Source organism: Chloroflexota bacterium, assembly GCA_018648225.1.
Lineage (GTDB): Bacteria > Chloroflexota > Anaerolineae > Anaerolineales > UBA11858 > NIOZ-UU35.
On sequence record JABGRQ010000068.1, the window covers coordinates 1 to 19495 of the forward strand.

The following is a 19495-nucleotide window of genomic DNA, read 5'->3' on the forward strand; positions in this document are numbered from 1 at the left end:
GCTAAAGAGTAGTAATAGGATAAATAAATTAAAAAACGGCATAATACTTTTTGCAAAAAACTGTAATTGTGTTCCCCCAAGGTAGGCATAGGTAACAGCGAAGTTTGTTGGAATTAGTTGAGCGTATCGATTTGTGAGTGATGGGAAAGAACCGTTAAACCATTCAATTGCCCAGCGATTCCATGAAACAATGGCATCCCATTGTATAAAAACTGTATCAACATTCGATAACCAAACCCGAAATGCCCACCAGATACTTGATCCGGCCCACAAGATACTTACCAGAGCAATAATTTCAACGATAATTTGATAGGATGAAGATGATTTTTGAGCATGCGAAGTCCAGAATGAAGATAGATCAACAATAAATTCTTCTCTTTTATTTGTAAGTGTTGTTGTGAGTGGTTGTCGAAGTTCATCTTTATAAAGCACTATAAACCCCACGATTTCAAGCACGAAGATGACATAGAAAGCAATTGAAATATTGATGCGAAGTGCTGTAATCGTGAACACGAGTAAGTGATTACTAATTAGGCTAAGTGCAAAAGCATACACAAGCGATTGCAATATGCCGTGTTTCGCTTTAAAAAACTTCAGTAGAATAAGCCCTGGAAGAAATGTAATTTGGATTATAGAAATGAGTCCGAGTAAAAACATGGGGCAAGGATCCTTGTTATGAAAATATTTACCGCGTAAGAATAGGAATTCTTCTATACTGTGTAATCAATTGCCCAATAGATTGAAAAAGGAGGGGGAAGTGGTAAGAATTTTCTTCTTGAAAGCTGAAATCCTGACTTCAAAATTACTTGGTGAATTTTTGCAGCATGGTGAATATGATAATCGCCAGAAAATTTGGCTAGTTTCCGCCCAATTCTGTATAGCCTGCTTTCAGTCGGGAGGGTGACTAATAAGCGGCCAGATGCTTTTAATTTTCGCTGAAATTGCTGGAGTAAAGGGTCAATATCTTGGATATGCTCTAGAACTTCTCCGCAAACAACTATGTCAAGAGAATTGTCTGGTATGCTCGATTCAATTTCTTCCGGTTTTAAAAGCTGAACATTTTTTAGATTTAGGTCATTGGTGATAAATTCAGCGGGTGTCAGAATTATATCTGAGCCATAAACTGTATGGAAATTAGTGCTTGCAATCGGAAAGATAATGCCAGTCCCACATCCAAAATCGAGTAGTTTACCTTCAGTTTTCTTATAGTTTTGTATCCATTGGATGAGTAATTTTACTCGGGAGAAAGCTATCCAACGCATAATTGGATTCTTGTGCAAGTACGATGGGATCGCCATTTCTGCAGCTTGCTCTTTTGAGATGGAATTCATCATCTCTTTGAGTAAATCTTTAGAAATTAGTGCCATTAAGCGTCTTCTCCAGATAGGCAAAGCTTAGTTTTTGGAATTGTGAAATTCACTTTGCTCAAAACGTAATTGAGCGATTTGTTCTGATACCAGCCCGACCATGAAAATCACAACAGAAACGGTCATCAATAAGGCGGATGTCGGCCCATAGCGCAAGTTTAAAAAAATGATTTTGTAGAGACCATACATGAAACCAGTTATGAACATCAAGGTACTAACTGGAATAAATATTTTTAGCGGGGAATAAAATGTAGCAATTCGTAATATGATGAGTAAAAAACGGATGCCGTCTCGAAAAAGGCGAATATTGCTTTTGCCCTTTCTCCTTTGTCCAATGATTGGAACATAGGTCAAACTTCGCCCCGAGCGTATGGTTGCCAACGTGATTGTGGTTGGGTAGGAGAATTGATTCGGTAAAAGATATACATATGCTTTTGCAATATGTGTTCGAATTGCACGGAAACCAGACGTTAGATCTAGAATTTTTTGTCCCGTTATATATGTTGCTAATGCGTTATAGACGCTGTTCGCAAAATTTCTGTGCATATCCGTATCAGATGCGCTTGTGCGTGCACCAACCACCATATCAAATTTATCAATTTTTTCTATGAGCCGAGGAATATCTTTCGGGGGATGTTGACCATCCGCATCTAGCATAACGATGATTTCCCCTTTAGCATTGCGAATGCCTGTTTTTATAGCGGCACCGTTGCCAAGGTTATGAGGATGTTGTATGACGGTTACATGCTCTTGTTTGGCATTGATCACAGTATCGTCTGTGGACCCATCGTCAATGACAAGAATCTCAAATGAATAGCCAGCTTCAAATAACTCACTTTTTATTTCCTTAATTAATTGCGAGATACCGGATGATTCATTATATGCAGGAATGATTACAGAGATTGTTTCAGTATCGGGAGACATGGGACGAAGTATATTCTAGTTTGTAAAAAAGGCAAGTACCCCCGCGATGACTACAAAATGCCTTCGCAATTATCGACAAATCAATATCGGGCATGTGGCAGATCTCAAAATCTGATTTACCGAACTGCCTACCATCATATCCAGCACCGGTGGACGGCTGTACCCCCCCATGATAATGAGTTCAGTATTGGCTTCTGCCGCAGTTTGCATGATCGTCTTGGCAACGGGGCCATGTCGGAAGTGAATATCGCCAATAATTTTGTGGCTGCTCAAGTACCAGCGCGCTCGCGCAGCAGCCCGTTTTGGGAATCGCTCCCCATCAAGGACGATTAAAACGCTAAGCGGTAATTTCCATTTTCCCGCCAGATAAACCGCGACATATAACGCTTCATCGGCTTTGGCGCTGCCGTCGTATGCCAGTAGCAGCTTATCTAGCCTGGGGAATGCTCGCGGTACCGCCAGAATGGGGCGCGGACAACCCTGCACCAGCCGATGAAATCCTGGGCCTAAGCGTCTGAGGATATTATCGCTCGGTGGATGTGCCAGGTGAACAACGACCAGGTCACTCCAGCGAGACCGCTCGATAATTGTTGGCGTAATTTCGCTGAAATCCAGCGCCAACTCTCCAGGGTTGCCAGCATCCTGGCAGCAGGTATTAAATTTTTCTTGAACAGCTTGTGTGGCAGCAGAGGAGAGCGCGTTTTTATTCTTGACCATATGTAGGCCCAGAATTTGGGCATCTTCGCGCTGTGCAAATACGAGCGCCTGTTGTAGGGCTTGCCAACTGTGGGGTGAACCGCTCAGGGAAACGAGAATACGGGAGAATAATTTTTCGCCGCGTTGTTTTTCGATTTGTTCTTGACGCCACTCCCCGGCGCGTGGCCCTGCCTCAATGGGGTTGGGAATCACACTATCCAGAATTCGCTCCCTCAGGCGGGATGCGACGTGCTCGGCCCGGAGGCTGAATTGATCGGCGAGGTCGCTGGCTGCATCCTCGGGGTGAATTGCCCACCCCAGAGCCGCGCTCAGATCTTCCTGGTGTTGAGAAATCCAGACATATAGATCAGTTTCGGTGCGGTCGGGAAAATTCTCCAGCAGCCGGTGGTTGCGGATGGTTTCTACCACCGGAAGGTACATATCTTGATACCAAAGTTGAGCAGTTTCCTCAAATGAAATCGCTGCGTTGTCATTACGCTCGCGATTCTTCTGCAGATTATTAATTTGCCCTTCGAGTATCTTATATCTCCCCGGCGAGGTAATGCGTAAATTTGGGACGGGCTGGCGTTGATTGAGCCGTGTCTTTGCGAAAAATTCAGCTTGTTCTACCGTGAGGATCATGCTGTCGAGATCGGTATCGGCAGTGATCTCGATGTCCGCTTGAAATTCGGTGATATACGCGCGGATCTGTGTTGCGCCGCTATCTCTGGCAATTGAAACGCGGTGATTACCATCCAGTACAAAATAAACCGCCCCTACCTGATACACCTGAATGGGGGGCATATCCTCCAGATTATGAAACTTGGATTTGACGCGTGCCCAGCGGTCTTGCAGCGCGCCGGAGCGTGGCAGAAAATCGCGCGTGAAATCGGCATAACGCCCCACGCTGCCTACAATTGCGTCTAGCGGAATATGTTGCAGGCCGCGGTTGCGCGCATCTTGCGAATGAATATGCGGGCTGACTTCATCGAAAGGCAGCAATTCTACCGGCTGTCCGCGAAGTTTGCGAATAATTTCGTTGGTAGCTGCTAATCGGCGGGCGCGGCGGAAATCATCGCGGGCAAGTTCAAATTTCGTACGCGGTTGATAAGTCATAGGGGGTTATTTTGTTCAATCTCGCGAAGTTCAATGCCTGAGCTGTTATAGATTGCTCGCAACCATTGAGAGAATAGTTTGATGCGTTCAGGGTCGGCTTCGGGGGCCAGGTTGTTGAGTTGGTTGGGGTCTGCGTGGAGATTATAAAGCTCGATCATCCCTTCGCTGTGCTCAACATACAGGTGGTCGTTTGTGCGCAATCCTATATACCAGGGCGATACCTCACCGCTTTCATCGAGTTGATGTCCGAAGAATTCAATTTGTACAGCCTGCCGCCATTCTTCCGCAGGGGGTGGCGTATTCTTGAGCAGCGGCACCAGCGAGCGGCCATCGACATATTCGGGCGGAATCACCCCGGCCAGTTCGGCGATGGTGGGCGGAAAGTCGATATTGGCGGTGAGGAAATTATCTACAGACATGCCGGCAGGGATGCCTGGCCCGCGTACAATCATCGGCACACGAATATCTTCCTCATATTGGTGGGCTTTGCCGGGTTTCATGCGGTGCTGCCCCAGGTGGAAGCCGTTATCCGAAATAAAGAAGATATAGGTATTGTCCAGCAGGTTGAGTTCATCGAGCGTATTCATCAACCGTTCAATCATCTCGTCTACAGCCTGCATACTCTGCACGCGCAGGCGATGAACACTATCAATATCCTGGATATCCGCCTCGCTCAGTGGCGGATTGTAGCGGATGTCGCTGGGTTTGCCACTGACATCTTCAGCATTGAACGAGGGCGTGCGCGGCGCCTGGATATCAGGGAAGGCATCGGCGTGGCGCGGCGCAGGTGTATATGGCTCGTGTGGCGCATACGTGGAAACCTGCAAGAAGAAAGGTTCCGCGCCGCCTGCGGACCGCCTGATAAAATCATCGGCCTTGTCGGACAAAACATCACCGATATATTGGGAAGGGTCGAAATAATCCACCAGAGCGCCATTTTCGTTGAGCGTGTATTCAAAGCCGGTATAGGGCTTTCCTTTGGCTGGGCTGTACCATTCATCCCAACCCGCTGGGACGTAGGTTTTGTTGTCCGGGAAGGGATATTCATTCATATATTTGCCCATAAAACCGGTATGATACCCTGCCGCGTTGAGCCATGTGGCGATCGTGGAGGCTTCGCTGCCCAATAAGTTGAATTTTTTAAAGCTGCCTTCCGGCGAAGCATTCATATAAACCTGGTGGTTGTGCGCGTATTGCCCGGTGAGGAAACTGATCCGAGAAGGGCAGCAGACCGGCGTGGGGGTGAAGAATTGCCCCAGTGAGGCGCCCTGATCGGTGAGATACGTTTGCAACCGCGGCATATAGTCGGTGGTGCCAAGTTGAGCGTCGAGATCATCTGTCAGAATAAAGACCATATTGGGGCGTTCGACGTTGGGGATGATGGTAATATCGTCGGCCGCGCTCGGTGAAATACCCGTGCGCGAAAGATCAGGGGCGGTATTTTGGGGCAGCAACCGGGAGCAGCCTTGCAACGCCCCAATTGCTAGCGCGCCGCCGGTGAGTTTAAGAAAATCACGTCGGTTCATAGGTCTATATTCTACCCCGAATTGTAAAAATCATATTTCCCCGGCTGTGTATCTTTGGTACACTTGTGCCGCATGAGTTTTAACGCAAAGCCGCCGAGACGCAAAGATGCAAAGACCAAAAATTTTCTTTGCGGCTTCGCACCCTTGCCGCCGCTTGTGCCCTTTAGGGTATTGCGTTAAAGATTTGCCTACGATATTGGAGAAAATATGCAACCCATCCTCAAACTTGATCTGACATCCGGAGCGCAAGAAATTTACACTGTCCCTGCCGAATGGCAGCGCGACTATATCGGCGGCTCGGCGTTGGCGGCGCGTTTACTTTATGACGATCTGCATCCCGCTGTGGATGCACTCGCGCCAGAGTCGCCGCTGCTCTTCATCACCGGCCCGCTGACGGGGACGGCGGGACCGTCCGTGGGGCGCTTCGTGATCTGCGGGCGTTCACCGGCTACCGGCCTGTGGGCCGAATCGCATTGTGGCGGCTTCTGGGGACCGGAGCTGCGCAAGGCTGGTTTCGATGGCCTGTGGATCAGCGGGCGGGCGCGGAACCCGGTTTATTTGTGGATTCAGGATGGGCAGGTTGAACTCCGGGATGCATCTCACCTGTGGGGGCTGGAGACCGCCGCGGCTCAGGAAACGATCATCCAAACTCTGGGAAGCAAACCCAAACCGCGGGTGGCGGTCATCGGCCCGGCGGGGGAATCCCAAATCCCTTTCGCGCTGATCCTCACCGATCATGGCCGTGTTGCCGGACGCACTGGCCTGGGCGCGGTGATGGGTTCAAAAAATCTCAAAGCCGTAGCCGTGCGCGGGAGCGGCAACATCCCGGTTGCATCCGCTGATTTCCCCGCTTTGCGCTCGGCGGCCAATCGCGCCCTCAAAGACGATAATTTCACCAGCGCCGCTCATGAGCTAGGAACTGCCGCCGTCGCCGATTATGCTGACTATCTCGGTGAAATGCCCAAGAAATATTTCCGTGCCGGGACCTTCGATGGTGTGAGCAACATCAGTGGCTCGACGATGGCCGAGACTATTCTCACCGGCACGAGCGCCTGCCATGCCTGCGTGATCGCCTGCGGGCGGGTAGTGCAATTGGACGATGATGGCAATCGCAAAGGCCCCGAATACGAGACTGTGGTCGGTTTTGGTCCTAATCTGCTGATTGACGATTTGCCCTTCATTGCACGCATGGGCGAATTGTGCGACCGTTACGGCATGGATACCATCAGCTTGAGCGGAACGCTGGGGTTGGCTTTCACGCTTTTCGAGCAGGGCATCATCACAACCGCCGATACCGGCGGCCTGGAATTGAATTGGGGCGACAGGCAGGTTGTCGAAACCCTGGTGCATCAGACCGCCCGCCGCGCAGGTTTTGGTGCGGCGCTGGCCGAAGGCTCCCGGGCGTTAGGGCGGCGCTTTGGCGCTGAAGATCAGGCTGTGCAAGTTAATGGTCTCGAACTGGCCTACCACGACCCGCGCGGTGCTTCGGGCATGGCGCTGGTCTACGCCACCTCGCCGCGTGGCGCCTGCCACAACCAGTCCGACTATTTTTTGCCCGATCTCTTTGGTCAGGACGAACCTGCCATAGGGCTGGAATATTTCGAGCGTCATGCCGGGGCCGGGAAAGCCGCCAACGTTGCCATCCATCAAAACTGGCGCACGGTTTTCAACGCCCTGGTAATGTGTGTCTTTGCCAATGTTCCGCCGGAAGATATTTTGGGATTATTGAATGCTGCCACCGGAGAGACGCGCACGCTCGAAGAATTGGTGTACGCTGGAGAGCGTGCCTGGAACCTCAAGCGGATCATCAACCGTAACCTGGGGCTGGTCGGCGCAAACGATGTTTTGCCTGCCCCTCTGCGGATTCCGTATGCAGACGGCGGTTCAGCGGGATATGAAATTCCCTTCGAAGCCATGTTGCAAGCCTATTATATTGCTCGCGGCTGGGATTCCGAAACTGGAATGCCGACGGACAGCAAACTTACCGAGTTAAATCTGGAATTATGAAAACCTTCAACTTTCAACCGTTACAGGTTTTAAGTTGAAAGTTGAAGGTTGAAAATTGGAGCGTGAGCAAATGAAGTATGTAACTGTCGAAGAAATGATCGCCATCGAAAAAGAATCGAATGCCGCCGGGCACACCTACTCCGAAATGATGGAACATGCCGGGCGCGGCCTGGCTGAAGTGGTGCATGAAGAATTTGCCGATTTCGATGAAAATACTGCCCTGGGTCTGGTTGGTTCTGGCAACAACGGCGGTGATACACTGGTGGCCTCTTGCTATTTACAAGAATGGGGTTGGCAAACTACGGCCTATATCGTGCGTCCGCGCCCGAAAGATGATCCGCTGTTGGCGCGTGCGCAAGCAGCCGGGGTCGAAATTCTGAATATCGAAACCGATGTCAAATTCAAGCAGTTGAACACGGCTCTGGAACAGCATGATGTCTTGCTTGATGGCGTACTTGGCACAGGCATAGAATTGCCTTTGCGCGGTGCAATTGCCAAAACGCTCGAATTTGTGCAAAAAGCACTCTTCGAAATGGATGTGCCCCCGCTGGTTGTAGCGGTAGATTGTCCCTCGGGTGTGGATTGCGACAGTGGCGCGGCCGCCCCGCAGTGCCTCCCTGCGGATCTGACCGTCACAATGGCAGCCGTCAAGCGCGGCCTGTTGCAATTGCCCGCTTATGATCTGGTCGGAGAACTTGTCGGGGTGGAGATTGGCCTGCCCGAAGGGTTGCCCGCGCAAGATGCTATTCGCCGCGCAGTTGTCACTGCCGAATGGGTCAGCGAGCAATTACCTGAGCGTCCCTCCGATGCGCATAAAGGCACGTTTGGTACAGCCCTGGTCGTGGCCGGTTCAATGGAATTTAGCGGCGCGTTGGCATTGGCCGGAGAAGCCGCCTATCGCAGTGGGGCTGGGTTGGTCACGCTGGGTGCGGCCGCTCCTTTACACTCGGCCCTGGCCGGGAGTCTGCCCGAAGCCACATGGCTGTTATTGCCCCACGAGAAGGGTGTCATCGCCGCCGTGGCCGCAGATACGGTGCGCGAGAATTTGGAGCGCGTTACAGCCCTGTTGCTGGGTCCCGGCTTTGGCATGGCAGATACCACTGGCGAATTTCTCAAGCGTTTATTCGGGGATACAGTCGCCAAGAAGAGCGGCAGTTTGGGCTTTGTTAAAATGCCTGAGACCGAGTCGCGGAAAGAAAACCATATATTGCCTCCATTGATTATTGACGCTGACGGTCTCAAGCTGTTGGCGAAACTCCCCGATTGGGCCGCGCGACTACCCAAGCCCGCCGTGCTGACGCCTCACCCCGGTGAGATGTCTGCCCTGACCGGCCTCGAAACCGCCGAGATTCAAGCTGACCGCTTGAGCATCGCCGAACGCTTTGCCGCCGAGTGGGGGCAAGTGATAGTGCTCAAAGGCGCCTTTACCGTGATTGCTGCTCCCGATGGCCGCACGATGATTATCCCGGTGGCCTCGTCTGCGCTGGCGCGCGCCGGTTCGGGTGATGTGCTCGCTGGTTTGATCGCCGGTCTGCGCGCTCAGGGCATGGAAGCCTTCGAAGCCGCCGCCGCTGGAGCCTGGATTCACGCTCAGGCGGGTCTACTGGCTGCCGAGATGCAGGGTAACACAGCCACTGTTTTGGCGGGTGATTTGCTAAATGTGTTGCCTGATGTGCTGGAACAATTGTTATAGGTTCTAACGCAAGGCCGCCAAGAGGCAGAGTCGCAAAGATTTTTGAAAATTCTCCTTGCGACTTTCAACCTTTGCGCCCTTGCGTTAAATTTTTTGTTCGTTTCGAGTATAATTCAGACCATGTCTATCCAAAAATTATCCCATCTCGATGAAAGCGGGCGCGCCCGCATGGTGGATGTCGGCGCTAAACCCATAACCGAGCGCGTGGCAGTTGCTAAAGGCGAAGTCATCATGCGCCCGGAGACGCTGGAACTCATCCAGGTCGGGGCGCTGAAAAAAGGGGATGTCCTCAGCGTGGCTGAATTGGCCGGTGTGATGGCTGCAAAAAAAACATCCGACCTGATTCCGCTGTGCCATCCCCTGGCGCTTAATCAGATTTTGGTCGAGATTCAGCCTCAACCGGAACTGCCCGGCGTGGAGATCACTGCCACGGTGCGCACCTCCGGTAAAACCGGCGTGGAGATGGAAGCCCTGACCGCCGTCTCTGTGGCTGCCCTGACTGTTTACGATATGGCGAAAGCCGTTGAGAAAACCATGCAAATTACGCATATCCGCCTGGTGGAGAAACACGGCGGTCAAAGTGGTGACGTGATCAATGAATGAAATAACCATCCTGTTTTTTGCCACGATGCGCGATCATACCGGCGAGCGCAAAATTTCGCTAAATGTGCCGGAAAATATTCAAGTCAGCGGTTTAAAAACCTTGTTGGCTGAACGCTATCCCCATGCAACCGGAGCGTTGGATGCTACCCTGGTTTCGATCAACCGTGATTACGCTTTTGATGAAGACATCATCCCCGCTGGGGCAGAAGTTGCCATGTTTCCGCATGTCAGTGGGGGATAAGATGTCTCAATTCCCAACGATTTTCTCGATTACAAAAGATGAACTCAATCTGGATGATCTGCTGGCGCAGATTACCCTGCCCTCGACCGGGGCGGCCTGCTTCTTCACCGGGATGGTGAGAGGCACGACCCAACGCGATGGCTTGCCTCCAGAGACGGAATACCTCGAATATGAGGCTTACACCCCGATGGCGGAGGCGAAAATGGGGCAGGTTGCCGATGAAATCCGCCAGCGCTGGCCGATGATTGAGGGCATTGCGATTGTACAACGCATCGGACGCTTGTATCCCATGACGCCGACGGTGCTGATTGCTTGCACCGCCGCGCATCGTGATACCGGGGTTTTTGAAGCAGCGCGCTATGGCATTGATCGCCTGAAAGAGATTGTGCCAGTCTGGAAGAAGGAAATCGGCCCGGATGGGGGAACCTGGATTGAGGGCGGGTACACGCCCCAACCCGGGGAATAGCCGCGCTTCGGGCACGCGTACCAGCCCAGAGCGAGTCCGTTCGTCCATACTGTGGGTGGGGGATCGCATCGGATTTAGTTGCGCTCTATGGCGCAACCAGTCATCGGATAGGGGGTTTTTAAAATGCATCATTGATCTATTTTCTTGGAGGCATTCTATGATGAGTGAACGCGTTGTAATAACAGGAATGGGCGCGGTGAGCCCCCTGGGGTTATCGGCTGGAGAAAGTTGGCAAAACGCGCTGGCGGGTGTTTCTGGTATTGGGCCGATTACACAATTTGATACTGCTGATTTTTTGGTAAAAGTAGCCGGGGAGGTCAAAAATTTTGATCCGACGAATTATATACCAGCCCGAGATGCGCGCCGCCAGGATCGTTTTGAGCAATTTGCGGTGGTTGCAGCGAAGGAGGCTGTGGAGCAGGCCGGATTGGCTGTGACTGAAGTCAACCGTGAGCGCGTTGGGGTGATTATTTCTTCAGCAATTGGCGGTCTGGGTTCGTTGGAAGAAGGTAGCCGAATATTGATCGAATCAGGCCCGCGGCGGGTTAGCCCGTTTTTGATACCGATGCTGATGCCCAATGGCGGAGCCGGGCTAACCGCGATTGAATATGGATTTCAAGGCCCGGCCTTTTCGGTGGCTTCAGCTTGCGCCTCGGGGGCAGATGGCATTGGCGTTGCCTGGATGATGCTCAAGCTGGGAATGATTGACGTGGCTGTGACCGGTGCCAGCGAATCGACAATTGCGCCGGTTGGTGTGGCTGCGTTTGACCGTTTGGGGGCTATGTCGCGTCGCGGGGTTGGCGAAATCACTCCGCAGCCTTTCGATAAAGAGCGCGACGGTCTTGTGATGGGGGAAGGCGCGGCGGTGCTGGTGATGGAGCGTGAAAGCCACGCCCACAAGCGCGGTGCTCAAATTTTTGCCGAGTTTGGCGGTTATGGCAGTACGTCCGATGCCTATCATATTACTGCCCCGGCAGCCGATGGCGCGGGCGGGGCGCGGGCCATGCGCCTGGCGATGGAAAGCGCTTTGGTCAATCCCGATGAGATTAGCTATATCAGCGCGCATGGCACAGCCACACCGCTAAACGATGTCGCCGAAACCCAGGCGATCAAGGCAGCTTTCGGCGATTTAGCGTATAATATTCCTGTTTCGTCTACCAAATCCATGACCGGGCACATGATGGGCGCCACCGGCGCGCTCGAAGCGCTTTTCTGTGTGCGTGCGGTGAGTGAAAATTTGCTGCCGCCCACGATCAATTACCATACGCCCGATCCGGAGTGCGATCTGGATTATATTCCTAACCAGGCGCGTGAAGCGCCTGTTGAAATTGCAATCAGCAATGCATTTGGCTTTGGAGGTCATAACGCGGTTTTGCTTATCAAGAAATATCGCGGATAGAAAACAATCGTCATAAAAAGTTGAACAAACGGAGCGTGAGGTACCCGACTTGATGGGGTGGGGTATCTCCCGCTCCCTGAGTTCCGGAGGATATCATGGATACTACTCAGGGATACCGCGAGGTGGAAACCCCGCGGGCTTTAGCTAAACGGCTGGGGATTGAGATGGATGATTTGCGCCTGCTCAGCCGGGCGCTTACACACCGTTCGTATCTAAATGAAAATGTGGATGCACTCGAAGATAACGAGCGTCTCGAATTTCTCGGCGACGCAGTTTTAGATTTTCTGGTGGGTGCCTGGCTCTATAATCGTTTCCCCGAAATGTCTGAAGGAGAGTTGACGCGTATGCGCTCGGCGCTGGTGCGTACTGATCAGCTTGCCGAATTCGCCGATGAAATCAATCTGGGCGGAGCTATGTGCCTGGGGCGCGGCGAGGCGGAGAATGGCGGGCGTGAGCGCCCGGCATTATTATGTGCCACCTTTGAAGCACTGATAGGGGCGATCTATTTGGGATCCGGACTGGGTGAAGTGCAACGATTTTTCGACCCCTTCCTTAATGGGATGGCACATCAGATCTATGCTTCGGGTGGGTTGCAAGACCCAAAGAGCAGCCTGCAAGAATGGACGCAAGCGCACGGCGATGGCGCGCCGAAATACCGCACGATCTCCGCTACTGGTCCCGATCACGAGAAATTTTTCGAAATCGAAGTGTTGATTGGCGATAAAGTATATGGCCGAGGCAGCGGACACAGTAAGCAAGCCGCTGCTAAAGCTGCGGCGCGTGAAGCTATAATCGCGCTCGGCGCAGAATGAGATTCAGAATAGACAATTTTCACCACTTGGTTTACGATACAGCACATGCATTTAAAATCTCTCGAACTTCAAGGCTATAAGACCTTTGCGGGGCGGACAACGTTTGAATTAGCCGACCGGATCACCTGCATTGTTGGCCCTAATGGGTCTGGTAAATCGAATGTTGCCGATGCCATTCGGTGGGTGTTGGGCGAACAATCTTATAGTTTATTGCGCGGCAAAAAGACCATTGATATGATCTTTCAAGGCTCTGAGCAGCGTTCCCGCGCCGGGATGGCCTCGGCAGAAATCCTCTTCGATAACAGCAGTAGCTGGCTACCAGTGGACTTTAGCGAAGTTTCGATTGGCCGACGCGCCTACCGCGATGGGAGCAACGAATACTTCATCAATGGGCAGAAAGTGCGTCTCAAAGATATTAGCGAATTGTTGGGGAATTCGGGTTTGTCGGAGCGCACGTACACGATCATCGGGCAAGGTCTGGTTGATTCGGCGCTATCGTTGCGGGCCGACGAGCGACGGCGGCTTTTTGAAGAAGCCGCCGGGATTGGTTTATACCGCGCTCGCCGCGAAGAAGCACAGCGCCGATTGGATAATACGCTGCGCAATCTGGAACGCGTCGAAGATATTCTCTCTGAGCTAAAACCGCGCTTGCGCAGCCTGGAACGTCAGGCGCAGCGGGCCAACCAATACGATCAGGTGCATACCGATCTGCAAGTTTTGCTCAAAGATTGGTATGGCTATCACTGGAATCGAGCGATGCAGGAACTCAACGTGGCACGCGTTACAGCGCGTGAACACGAATCCCACTTGCAAGAGGCACAGCGCAAACAGACAGATATTGACCAGGAAATCTCTGGATATCGCGAACATATTCAGGGTGTGCGCGCCCGACTCAGTTCGTGGCATCGCGAGTTATCCCAATTGCATGCCCGGCGCGAAACGATTACGCGTGAATTAGCTGTCTCCGATGAGCGTAATCGTTCCCTCGTACAGCAACAGCAAAATTCTACTGCCGAAGTCGGCCGCTATGAACAGCAAATTGTGCTCTATCAGGAACGCCTGACCGAAACCGAAACAGAAACCCGGCGTTTGCAAGCCGAATTGAGCGAAGCCCAGGCAAAAGCGGCTGAAACCCGTGAGCAATTGAAGCAACGCCAGTCGGAGCGCGCGGAAGCCGAGAAGAATATTCGTCAGGGACAAGCGCAACTGACTGATTTTTCTGCCCAACAAACGCGCCTGAACACACGCCTGGAAGAACATCGCACCCGGGCGGAGCGCCGACAGGCTGAGCTGCTCCAGGCCGAAGAAGCTCTATCTATTGCCGAGGGCGAACTGCAAACTGCCCAGGCGCGGCTGGGCGAGGCTGAATCGGCTGTGCAGCAAGCCCAGGCCGCGCGCCACACCGCCCAACAAGATTTGGATACCCATCGCCAGCAAACCGTTCAACTGGAAGCCGAGCGCAAGCAAAAACTGGAACAGCAATCCAAAGCGCAGGCTGAGTTGGCGCGTTCAAAGGCCCAATTAGATGTGTTGGAACAGGCCGATAAAGCGCTTTCTGGATATACATCAGGGACGCAGGCGCTATTGAAGTCGGCGCAGAAGGGCGCGCTTGGCGGCGCGCAGGGGGCGTTGAGCAGCCAATTGCATGTGCCCGAAGCTTACGAGGCGGCAATTGCGATTGCATTAGGCGAATATTTGGATGCCGTTTTGTTGGCAGGCGGTGCATCCGTTGAAAATGCGCTGGAAGTTTTGGCGAGTGAAACGGCCCGAGGGGCTATGCTGCCCCTGGATGCGCTCATCCCGCCAGAGCCGCTTTCGGTGAAGCCCACCGATGGCGTTGTGGGGTTGGCTGCTGATCTCGTTCAGGCGCAACCCGAATATCGCCCGGCGGTGGATTTGTTGCTGGGGCATACCATCATTGTTGATGATCGCAAAACCGCTCGCCGTGTATTGACTGGATTGCCCCAATCGGCGCGGGCTGTGACGTTACAAGGCGAGATTTTTTACGCCAGCGGCCCGGTGATGTCGGGGCAGATGGGAGGCGCCAGCACCCTGAGTAGACCGCGCCAGCGCCGCGAATTGCAGGCGCAAATTGAAGCAACGCAGAAACAACTCAACGTGGCTGTGGATGCGATTGAAAAACTTGACCAAACTTTGAATTCGCGCATCGGTGATGAGCGCAATCTGGTGAGTATGCTCGATCAGGCGCGCCGCGAGGCTGAAGCCACTGAGCGCAGACGCGGCGAAGTTTCCTTGGAGGTAACACAAGCCCGGCGACAAGCAGAGTGGCAGCGCGCGCAGCAAAGCAACCTGCGAGACGCGCTCCAACATGGGGAAGCCGAATCACGCCAGATGGTAGAACGTGTCTCCGCTCTGGAAGCAGAATCCACGCAGGCTCGTGACAATCTGCGTCAATTGCAATCCGCGCTGAATGCCATTTCCCTCGAAGAATTTCAACTGGAAGCCAATCATTGGGATACACAATCTGCTGTTGTGGAACAGGCCCTGAAAAATACCCTGGATCGCCAGCGTGAACGCAACCAGACGGTTGCCGATGCCAGCCAATCATTTACTGAGATTAAATCCCGTTTGGCACACATGCAGGCTGAAATATCCCAACTAGATCAGGCAAAAAATACCTTACGCAGTCAAGAAGCGGAATTGATTACGCAGGTTGATACGTTGCAAGCCCTGATTGACCCCGCTGACGCAGAGTTGGTCGCCGCTGAGGCGCAGCAAGACAGCCTGATGGGCGATGAGACTCAATCGCGGAATAAGCTCAGTGCGGCTGATCGCCGTAATTCACAGGCGCAATTGACATTAACCCGCTGTCAGGAAGCTTTGGATCGCTGGCGCGAGCGCATTGAGGCTGATTTCGGGTTGGTATCGTTTGAATATGATGAGCAAGTTTCTGGGCCGACACCACTGCCGTTGGGCAGTAATATGGTGCAAGAACTGCCTGTGGTTGAAGAGCTGCCCGAAGGGCTGGAAGAAACGATTAAGCAGCAGCGCGCCCAATTGCGGCGCATTGGCGCTGTGAACCCCGATGCCCAGCGCGAATACGAGGAAGTCAGCCAACGCTATACATTTATGACCGCTCAGGTTGAAGACTCGAAGAAGGCCGAAGCTGATATTCGCGAAGTCATTACAGAGTTGGATGTACTCATGGAGCGCGAGTTCCGGATTACATTCGACGCCGTGGCGGCAGAATTTCGCCAAATTTTCACCCGTTTATTCGGTGGCGGTTCGGCACAACTGGTACTCACGGACCCCGAGAATATGACGGATACCGGTATTGATATTGAAGCGCGCTTACCGGGGCGCCGCACGCAAGGGCTTTCGCTGCTTTCAGGCGGTGAGCGCAGTCTGACGGCTACTGCGCTGGTTTTTGCATTGCTCAAGGTTTCGCCCACGCCGTTTTGCGTGCTTGACGAAGTGGATGCCATGCTCGATGAGGCCAATGTGGGCCGTTTCCGCGATCTGCTGCGCGAACTCGCCCAGAATACTCAGTTTATTGTCATTACGCACAACCGCAACACTGTTCAGGCCGCCGATGTGATTTACGGCGTCACCAAAGGGCGCGACACCGCCAGCCAGGTTATCAGCCTGAAACTGGATGAAGTCGCCGACGTGATCGAGTAAAGTAAAAAATGATGTCTCAAAAACGTATTGACGGACGAAATTATGATGACCTGCGCCCGGTGAAATTCACGCCGGGCTATGTGATCTACCCCGAAGGCTCCGTGCTGATCGAGATTGGCAACACCAAAGTGATTTGCAACGTCACCATTGAGGCGGGCGCACCGCGCTGGAAGACGCGCCAAAATATCCCCGGCGGCTGGGTGACCGGTGAATATGCACTCATGCCGCGGGCCACCACAGAACGTACCCGCCGCGAGACGAACGGCCTGGGCGGACGCACGCAAGAAATCCGCCGTCTGATCGGGCGCAGCTTGCGCGCCGCGGTAGATTTGGAGAAACTGGGGGAGCGTACCGTGATTGTGGATTGTGATGTCTTGCAAGCGGATGGCGGCACGCGCACCGCGGCCATCACCGGGGGATATGTGGCCCTGAGATTGGCGCTTCAGACTTTGCTCGAGGCGGGGGAGGTGCCCCCGGAGGTGTTTCTGTCGCCGGTGGCCGCCGTCAGCGTGGGGATTGTAGACGGCCAGCCTATGCTCGATTTGTGCTATACCGAAGATTCCCGCGCCCAGGCCGATGTCAATGTGGTCATGAATGCCCGCGGTGAATTCATCGAAGTGCAAGGTACCGCCGAAGGAGACCCTTTTTCGCGTAGCGCGCTCGATGCATTGCTTGATCTGGCAGAGAAGGGCATCAACGAGTTGCTGATTTTACAGCAAACAATTGGGGATGGTGCATTTTGATGGATATAGGAGTGGATATTTTTTGTCTGTCATGTCGAGCCAGTGGATAAAAAAAGAGTGTCGGCAATCGCCGACACTCTTTTTTTATCCATTTTTTTGAAGTTAGGGTAATGCAATTTCTGGCGGAATTGCCGGTTCTTCGGGAATATTCTCGCTCCAGGTTTCGTTGATCACAACTTCCGAGTTGGCGCGTTGTTCAGTCACCCAGTTTTGGAAAGTTTGTTCCTTGATGGTTGCCAGTCGCTGCTCAGAAATTGACCGCACTTCACGCCCTAAAAGTTGAATAACGTGCCAGCCAAAATTTGATTCCACCGGAGCGCTGATCTCGCCAATCTCAAGTTCAAAGACAGTCAGATCAAAAGCTGCCACCATTTGTTCATGGCCGAACCAGCCCAAGTCGCCGCCCAATGGGGCGCTGCCAGTATCAGTAGAAAGTTCTTGAGCCAGGGTGATGAAGTCTTCACCATTATTGATGCGTTCAATCACATCAAGCGCGGTCTCTTCATCGGCTACTAAAATATGGCGCGCCCAGGCTTGTTCTTCTTCGGTTTCAAGATCATCGGTTAGCGCCTTGATGAGTTTTTCCTGATAAATATCGGCCTCGATCATCCAGCGCAAATCTTCTTCTGTGACATCGGCATAGATTGCAATATAGTCGAGATACTCAGTGAGTTGCGTTTGGAAGGCGTCTTCGGTGTAGGGGGTTGCGGTGGGCAGCTCCGCGGTGGGTTCTGCTTCTGCTGGGGTTTCTTCTTCGGCAGCAGCTTCCTCTGGGGTAGCCATTGGCTCCTGGGGGACCAGTGTCAACTGTTCGGGTGAGAGAGTCGAAGTAGGGCGCAGTTCGCGTGTTGGCTCAGGGGTAGGAGTCCCGTTCGGAAAATACATGAAGAAATTTTCCGCGATAAATTGGTTAACTTCATCATCGCTTACGGTGATGTCGCGCTTTTCGGCTTCCTGTTGAACCAGCAAATCGGCGACGATATCATCAATCACAGTGGTGCCGAGAATAACCGGTTCGAGTTGAAACTGGATTTGCCGCAGATTGTTTTCCAGTAGCGATTGGGTATTTGCGTCACCAAAACTCTGCAGGAAATTATAGTAACTGGCGTATTGGTTAACAAGTTGGAAGCGCTGGTAACGTACCCGTGCCTGGAATTGGGCCAGGGATACTTCGTAGTCGCCTACGGTGACTACAGGCTTCTGAGGGTCAATTACGCCTTCTTTGATGGTGCCAAAAACCGCAATCAGCACAACAAGGCTGACGATAATAACCGTTGCGATAGTGATGATGCGCTTTTGAATATTTTCGCGTTCGACGCGAGCCAAGCGTTTGCGGCTGCTCGCAGCCGGTTTTTGTGTCTGTTTTGCCATAGCTTACTCGATTATTATTTTGGTATGCAGTTAAAGGTAGCCCCTGGAATTTGGGTCGATAATCTTGTTGCTGCCAAGGGTTGGATAAAGAATCAGGGCATAGAGTGGGATACTCTATGCCCCATGGGACATGTTATTTTCTAGCGTAAAACTTCGCCAACAAATGGCAATAGCGCAATATGTCGGGAACGCTTTACTGCTTTTGTGATGGCGCGTTGGTGCTTGGCGCAGGTGCCGGTTTGGCGACGAGGACGGATTTTTCCGTCCTCATGCACATACTGGCGTAACAGATCAGTCTCTTTATAATCAATCTTGACTTTGCTGTCTGCGCAAAACCGGCAGTTTTTCGGCTTGAAATAACGCCTCTGTTGGTATGCACTCACAGTTATTACTCCTGATTAGTGATTGTTTTCGTTATGGCTGATTGTGCTGTGGCTAAAAAGGAAATTCATCCTCGATGGGTTCTTCATCATCAATCTCATCGCTGCCACGGCGATCACCGAGTATAGTCATTTCATTTGCGACAACTTCAACCGATGTGTGGCGGGTGCCATTTGAGTCTTCCCACCGGCGAGTTTGCAAACGCCCTTCAATATAAACTTGCTGTCCTTTGGTTAGATATTGATTGCAAATTTCGGCAAGTTTATTCCAGGTGACGACGTTGAACCATTCGGTATCTGTGCGTCGTTCACCATCGGCGGTTGACCAACTTCGGTTTGTGGCGACGCTAAAAGTAGTCACCGGACGACCCGATGGCGTGTAGCGCATCTCAGGATCGCGTCCCAGATGACCAATGATCATGACTTTGTTTAAGCCCCGGCTCATATCAGCCTCCTAATGCTTATTCTTCAATCGAAGTGACCATAAAGCGCATTACAGGTTCTTGGAA

17 protein-coding genes are annotated in these 19495 nt (G+C 52.4%); 9 read left to right on the plus strand and 8 right to left on the minus strand.

Annotation, left to right across the window (positions count from 1 at the left end):
* The 5 genes from HN413_05010 to HN413_05030 all read right to left on the minus strand — a co-directional run.
* The coding region (locus tag HN413_05010; GenBank protein ID MBT3389751.1) for a hypothetical protein at nt 1–657 on the minus strand (657 nt) is incomplete at its 3' end.
* Between the two features lie 53 nt (nt 658–710).
* Nucleotides 711–1367: a class I SAM-dependent methyltransferase gene (locus HN413_05015; protein MBT3389752.1), complete on the minus strand. Its 657-nt coding sequence runs from the start codon at nt 1365–1367 to the stop codon at nt 711–713.
* A gap of 27 nt (nt 1368–1394) precedes the next feature.
* Complete coding sequence (locus HN413_05020; GenBank protein MBT3389753.1) at nt 1395–2291, minus strand: glycosyltransferase family 2 protein; 897 nt, start codon at nt 2289–2291, stop codon at nt 1395–1397.
* A gap of 69 nt (nt 2292–2360) precedes the next feature.
* Nucleotides 2361–4103 carry a universal stress protein gene (locus tag HN413_05025; protein ID MBT3389754.1) on the minus strand — a complete coding sequence of 581 codons (1743 nt, stop codon included), beginning with the start codon at nt 4101–4103 and terminating at the stop codon, nt 2361–2363.
* Nucleotides 4100–5629, minus strand: coding sequence for a sulfatase-like hydrolase/transferase (locus HN413_05030; GenBank protein ID MBT3389755.1), 1530 nt, complete (start codon nt 5627–5629; stop codon nt 4100–4102). The genes HN413_05025 and HN413_05030 overlap by 4 nt, the downstream gene beginning before the upstream one ends.
* Nucleotides 5630–5836: 207 nt before the next feature.
* Here HN413_05030 and HN413_05035 point away from each other — a divergent pair, with 207 nt between their 5' ends.
* From HN413_05035 to rph, 9 genes are all read left to right on the plus strand, one after another.
* On the plus strand, nt 5837–7636 hold the full coding sequence (locus HN413_05035) for an aldehyde ferredoxin oxidoreductase family protein (GenBank protein MBT3389756.1): 1800 nt from the start codon (nt 5837–5839) through the stop codon (nt 7634–7636).
* A gap of 70 nt (nt 7637–7706) precedes the next feature.
* Entirely contained in the window at nt 7707–9329 is a 1623-nt protein-coding gene (locus HN413_05040) for an NAD(P)H-hydrate dehydratase (GenBank protein MBT3389757.1), read from the plus strand.
* A 120-nt stretch (nt 9330–9449) separates the two neighbouring features.
* Entirely contained in the window at nt 9450–9932 is a 483-nt protein-coding gene (gene moaC / locus HN413_05045; GenBank protein MBT3389758.1) for a cyclic pyranopterin monophosphate synthase MoaC, read from the plus strand.
* Complete coding sequence (locus HN413_05050; protein MBT3389759.1) at nt 9925–10173, plus strand: MoaD/ThiS family protein; 249 nt, start codon at nt 9925–9927, stop codon at nt 10171–10173. The genes moaC and HN413_05050 overlap by 8 nt, the downstream gene beginning before the upstream one ends.
* A gap of 1 nt (nt 10174) precedes the next feature.
* On the plus strand, nt 10175–10639 hold the full coding sequence (locus tag HN413_05055; protein MBT3389760.1) for a molybdenum cofactor biosynthesis protein MoaE: 465 nt from the start codon (nt 10175–10177) through the stop codon (nt 10637–10639).
* Nucleotides 10640–10799: 160 nt separating this feature from the next.
* Complete coding sequence (gene fabF / locus HN413_05060) at nt 10800–12038, plus strand: beta-ketoacyl-ACP synthase II (protein MBT3389761.1); 1239 nt, start codon at nt 10800–10802, stop codon at nt 12036–12038.
* 95 nt (nt 12039–12133) lie between these two features.
* Complete coding sequence (rnc, locus tag HN413_05065) at nt 12134–12850, plus strand: ribonuclease III (GenBank protein ID MBT3389762.1); 717 nt, start codon at nt 12134–12136, stop codon at nt 12848–12850.
* A 45-nt stretch (nt 12851–12895) separates the two neighbouring features.
* Entirely contained in the window at nt 12896–16492 is a 3597-nt protein-coding gene (gene smc / locus HN413_05070) for a chromosome segregation protein SMC (protein MBT3389763.1), read from the plus strand.
* An 11-nt stretch (nt 16493–16503) separates the two neighbouring features.
* Complete coding sequence (gene rph, locus HN413_05075; GenBank protein MBT3389764.1) at nt 16504–17235, plus strand: ribonuclease PH; 732 nt, start codon at nt 16504–16506, stop codon at nt 17233–17235.
* A gap of 102 nt (nt 17236–17337) precedes the next feature.
* Here rph and HN413_05080 read toward each other — a convergent pair whose 3' ends face one another.
* The 3 genes from HN413_05080 to HN413_05090 all read right to left on the minus strand — a co-directional run bounded on the left by HN413_05080 (nt 17338) and on the right by HN413_05090 (nt 19431).
* The gene (locus HN413_05080; GenBank protein MBT3389765.1) at nt 17338–18606 is read right to left on the minus strand and encodes a hypothetical protein; all 1269 of its coding nucleotides are present in this window, start codon (nt 18604–18606) and stop codon (nt 17338–17340) included.
* Nucleotides 18607–18746: 140 nt separating this feature from the next.
* Nucleotides 18747–18995, minus strand: a complete 249-nt coding sequence (locus HN413_05085; protein ID MBT3389766.1) for a 30S ribosomal protein S18 — start codon at nt 18993–18995, stop codon at nt 18747–18749.
* 46 nt (nt 18996–19041) lie between these two features.
* The gene (locus HN413_05090) at nt 19042–19431 is read right to left on the minus strand and encodes a single-stranded DNA-binding protein (GenBank protein MBT3389767.1); all 390 of its coding nucleotides are present in this window, start codon (nt 19429–19431) and stop codon (nt 19042–19044) included.
* Between the last annotated feature and the right edge of the window lie 64 nt (nt 19432–19495).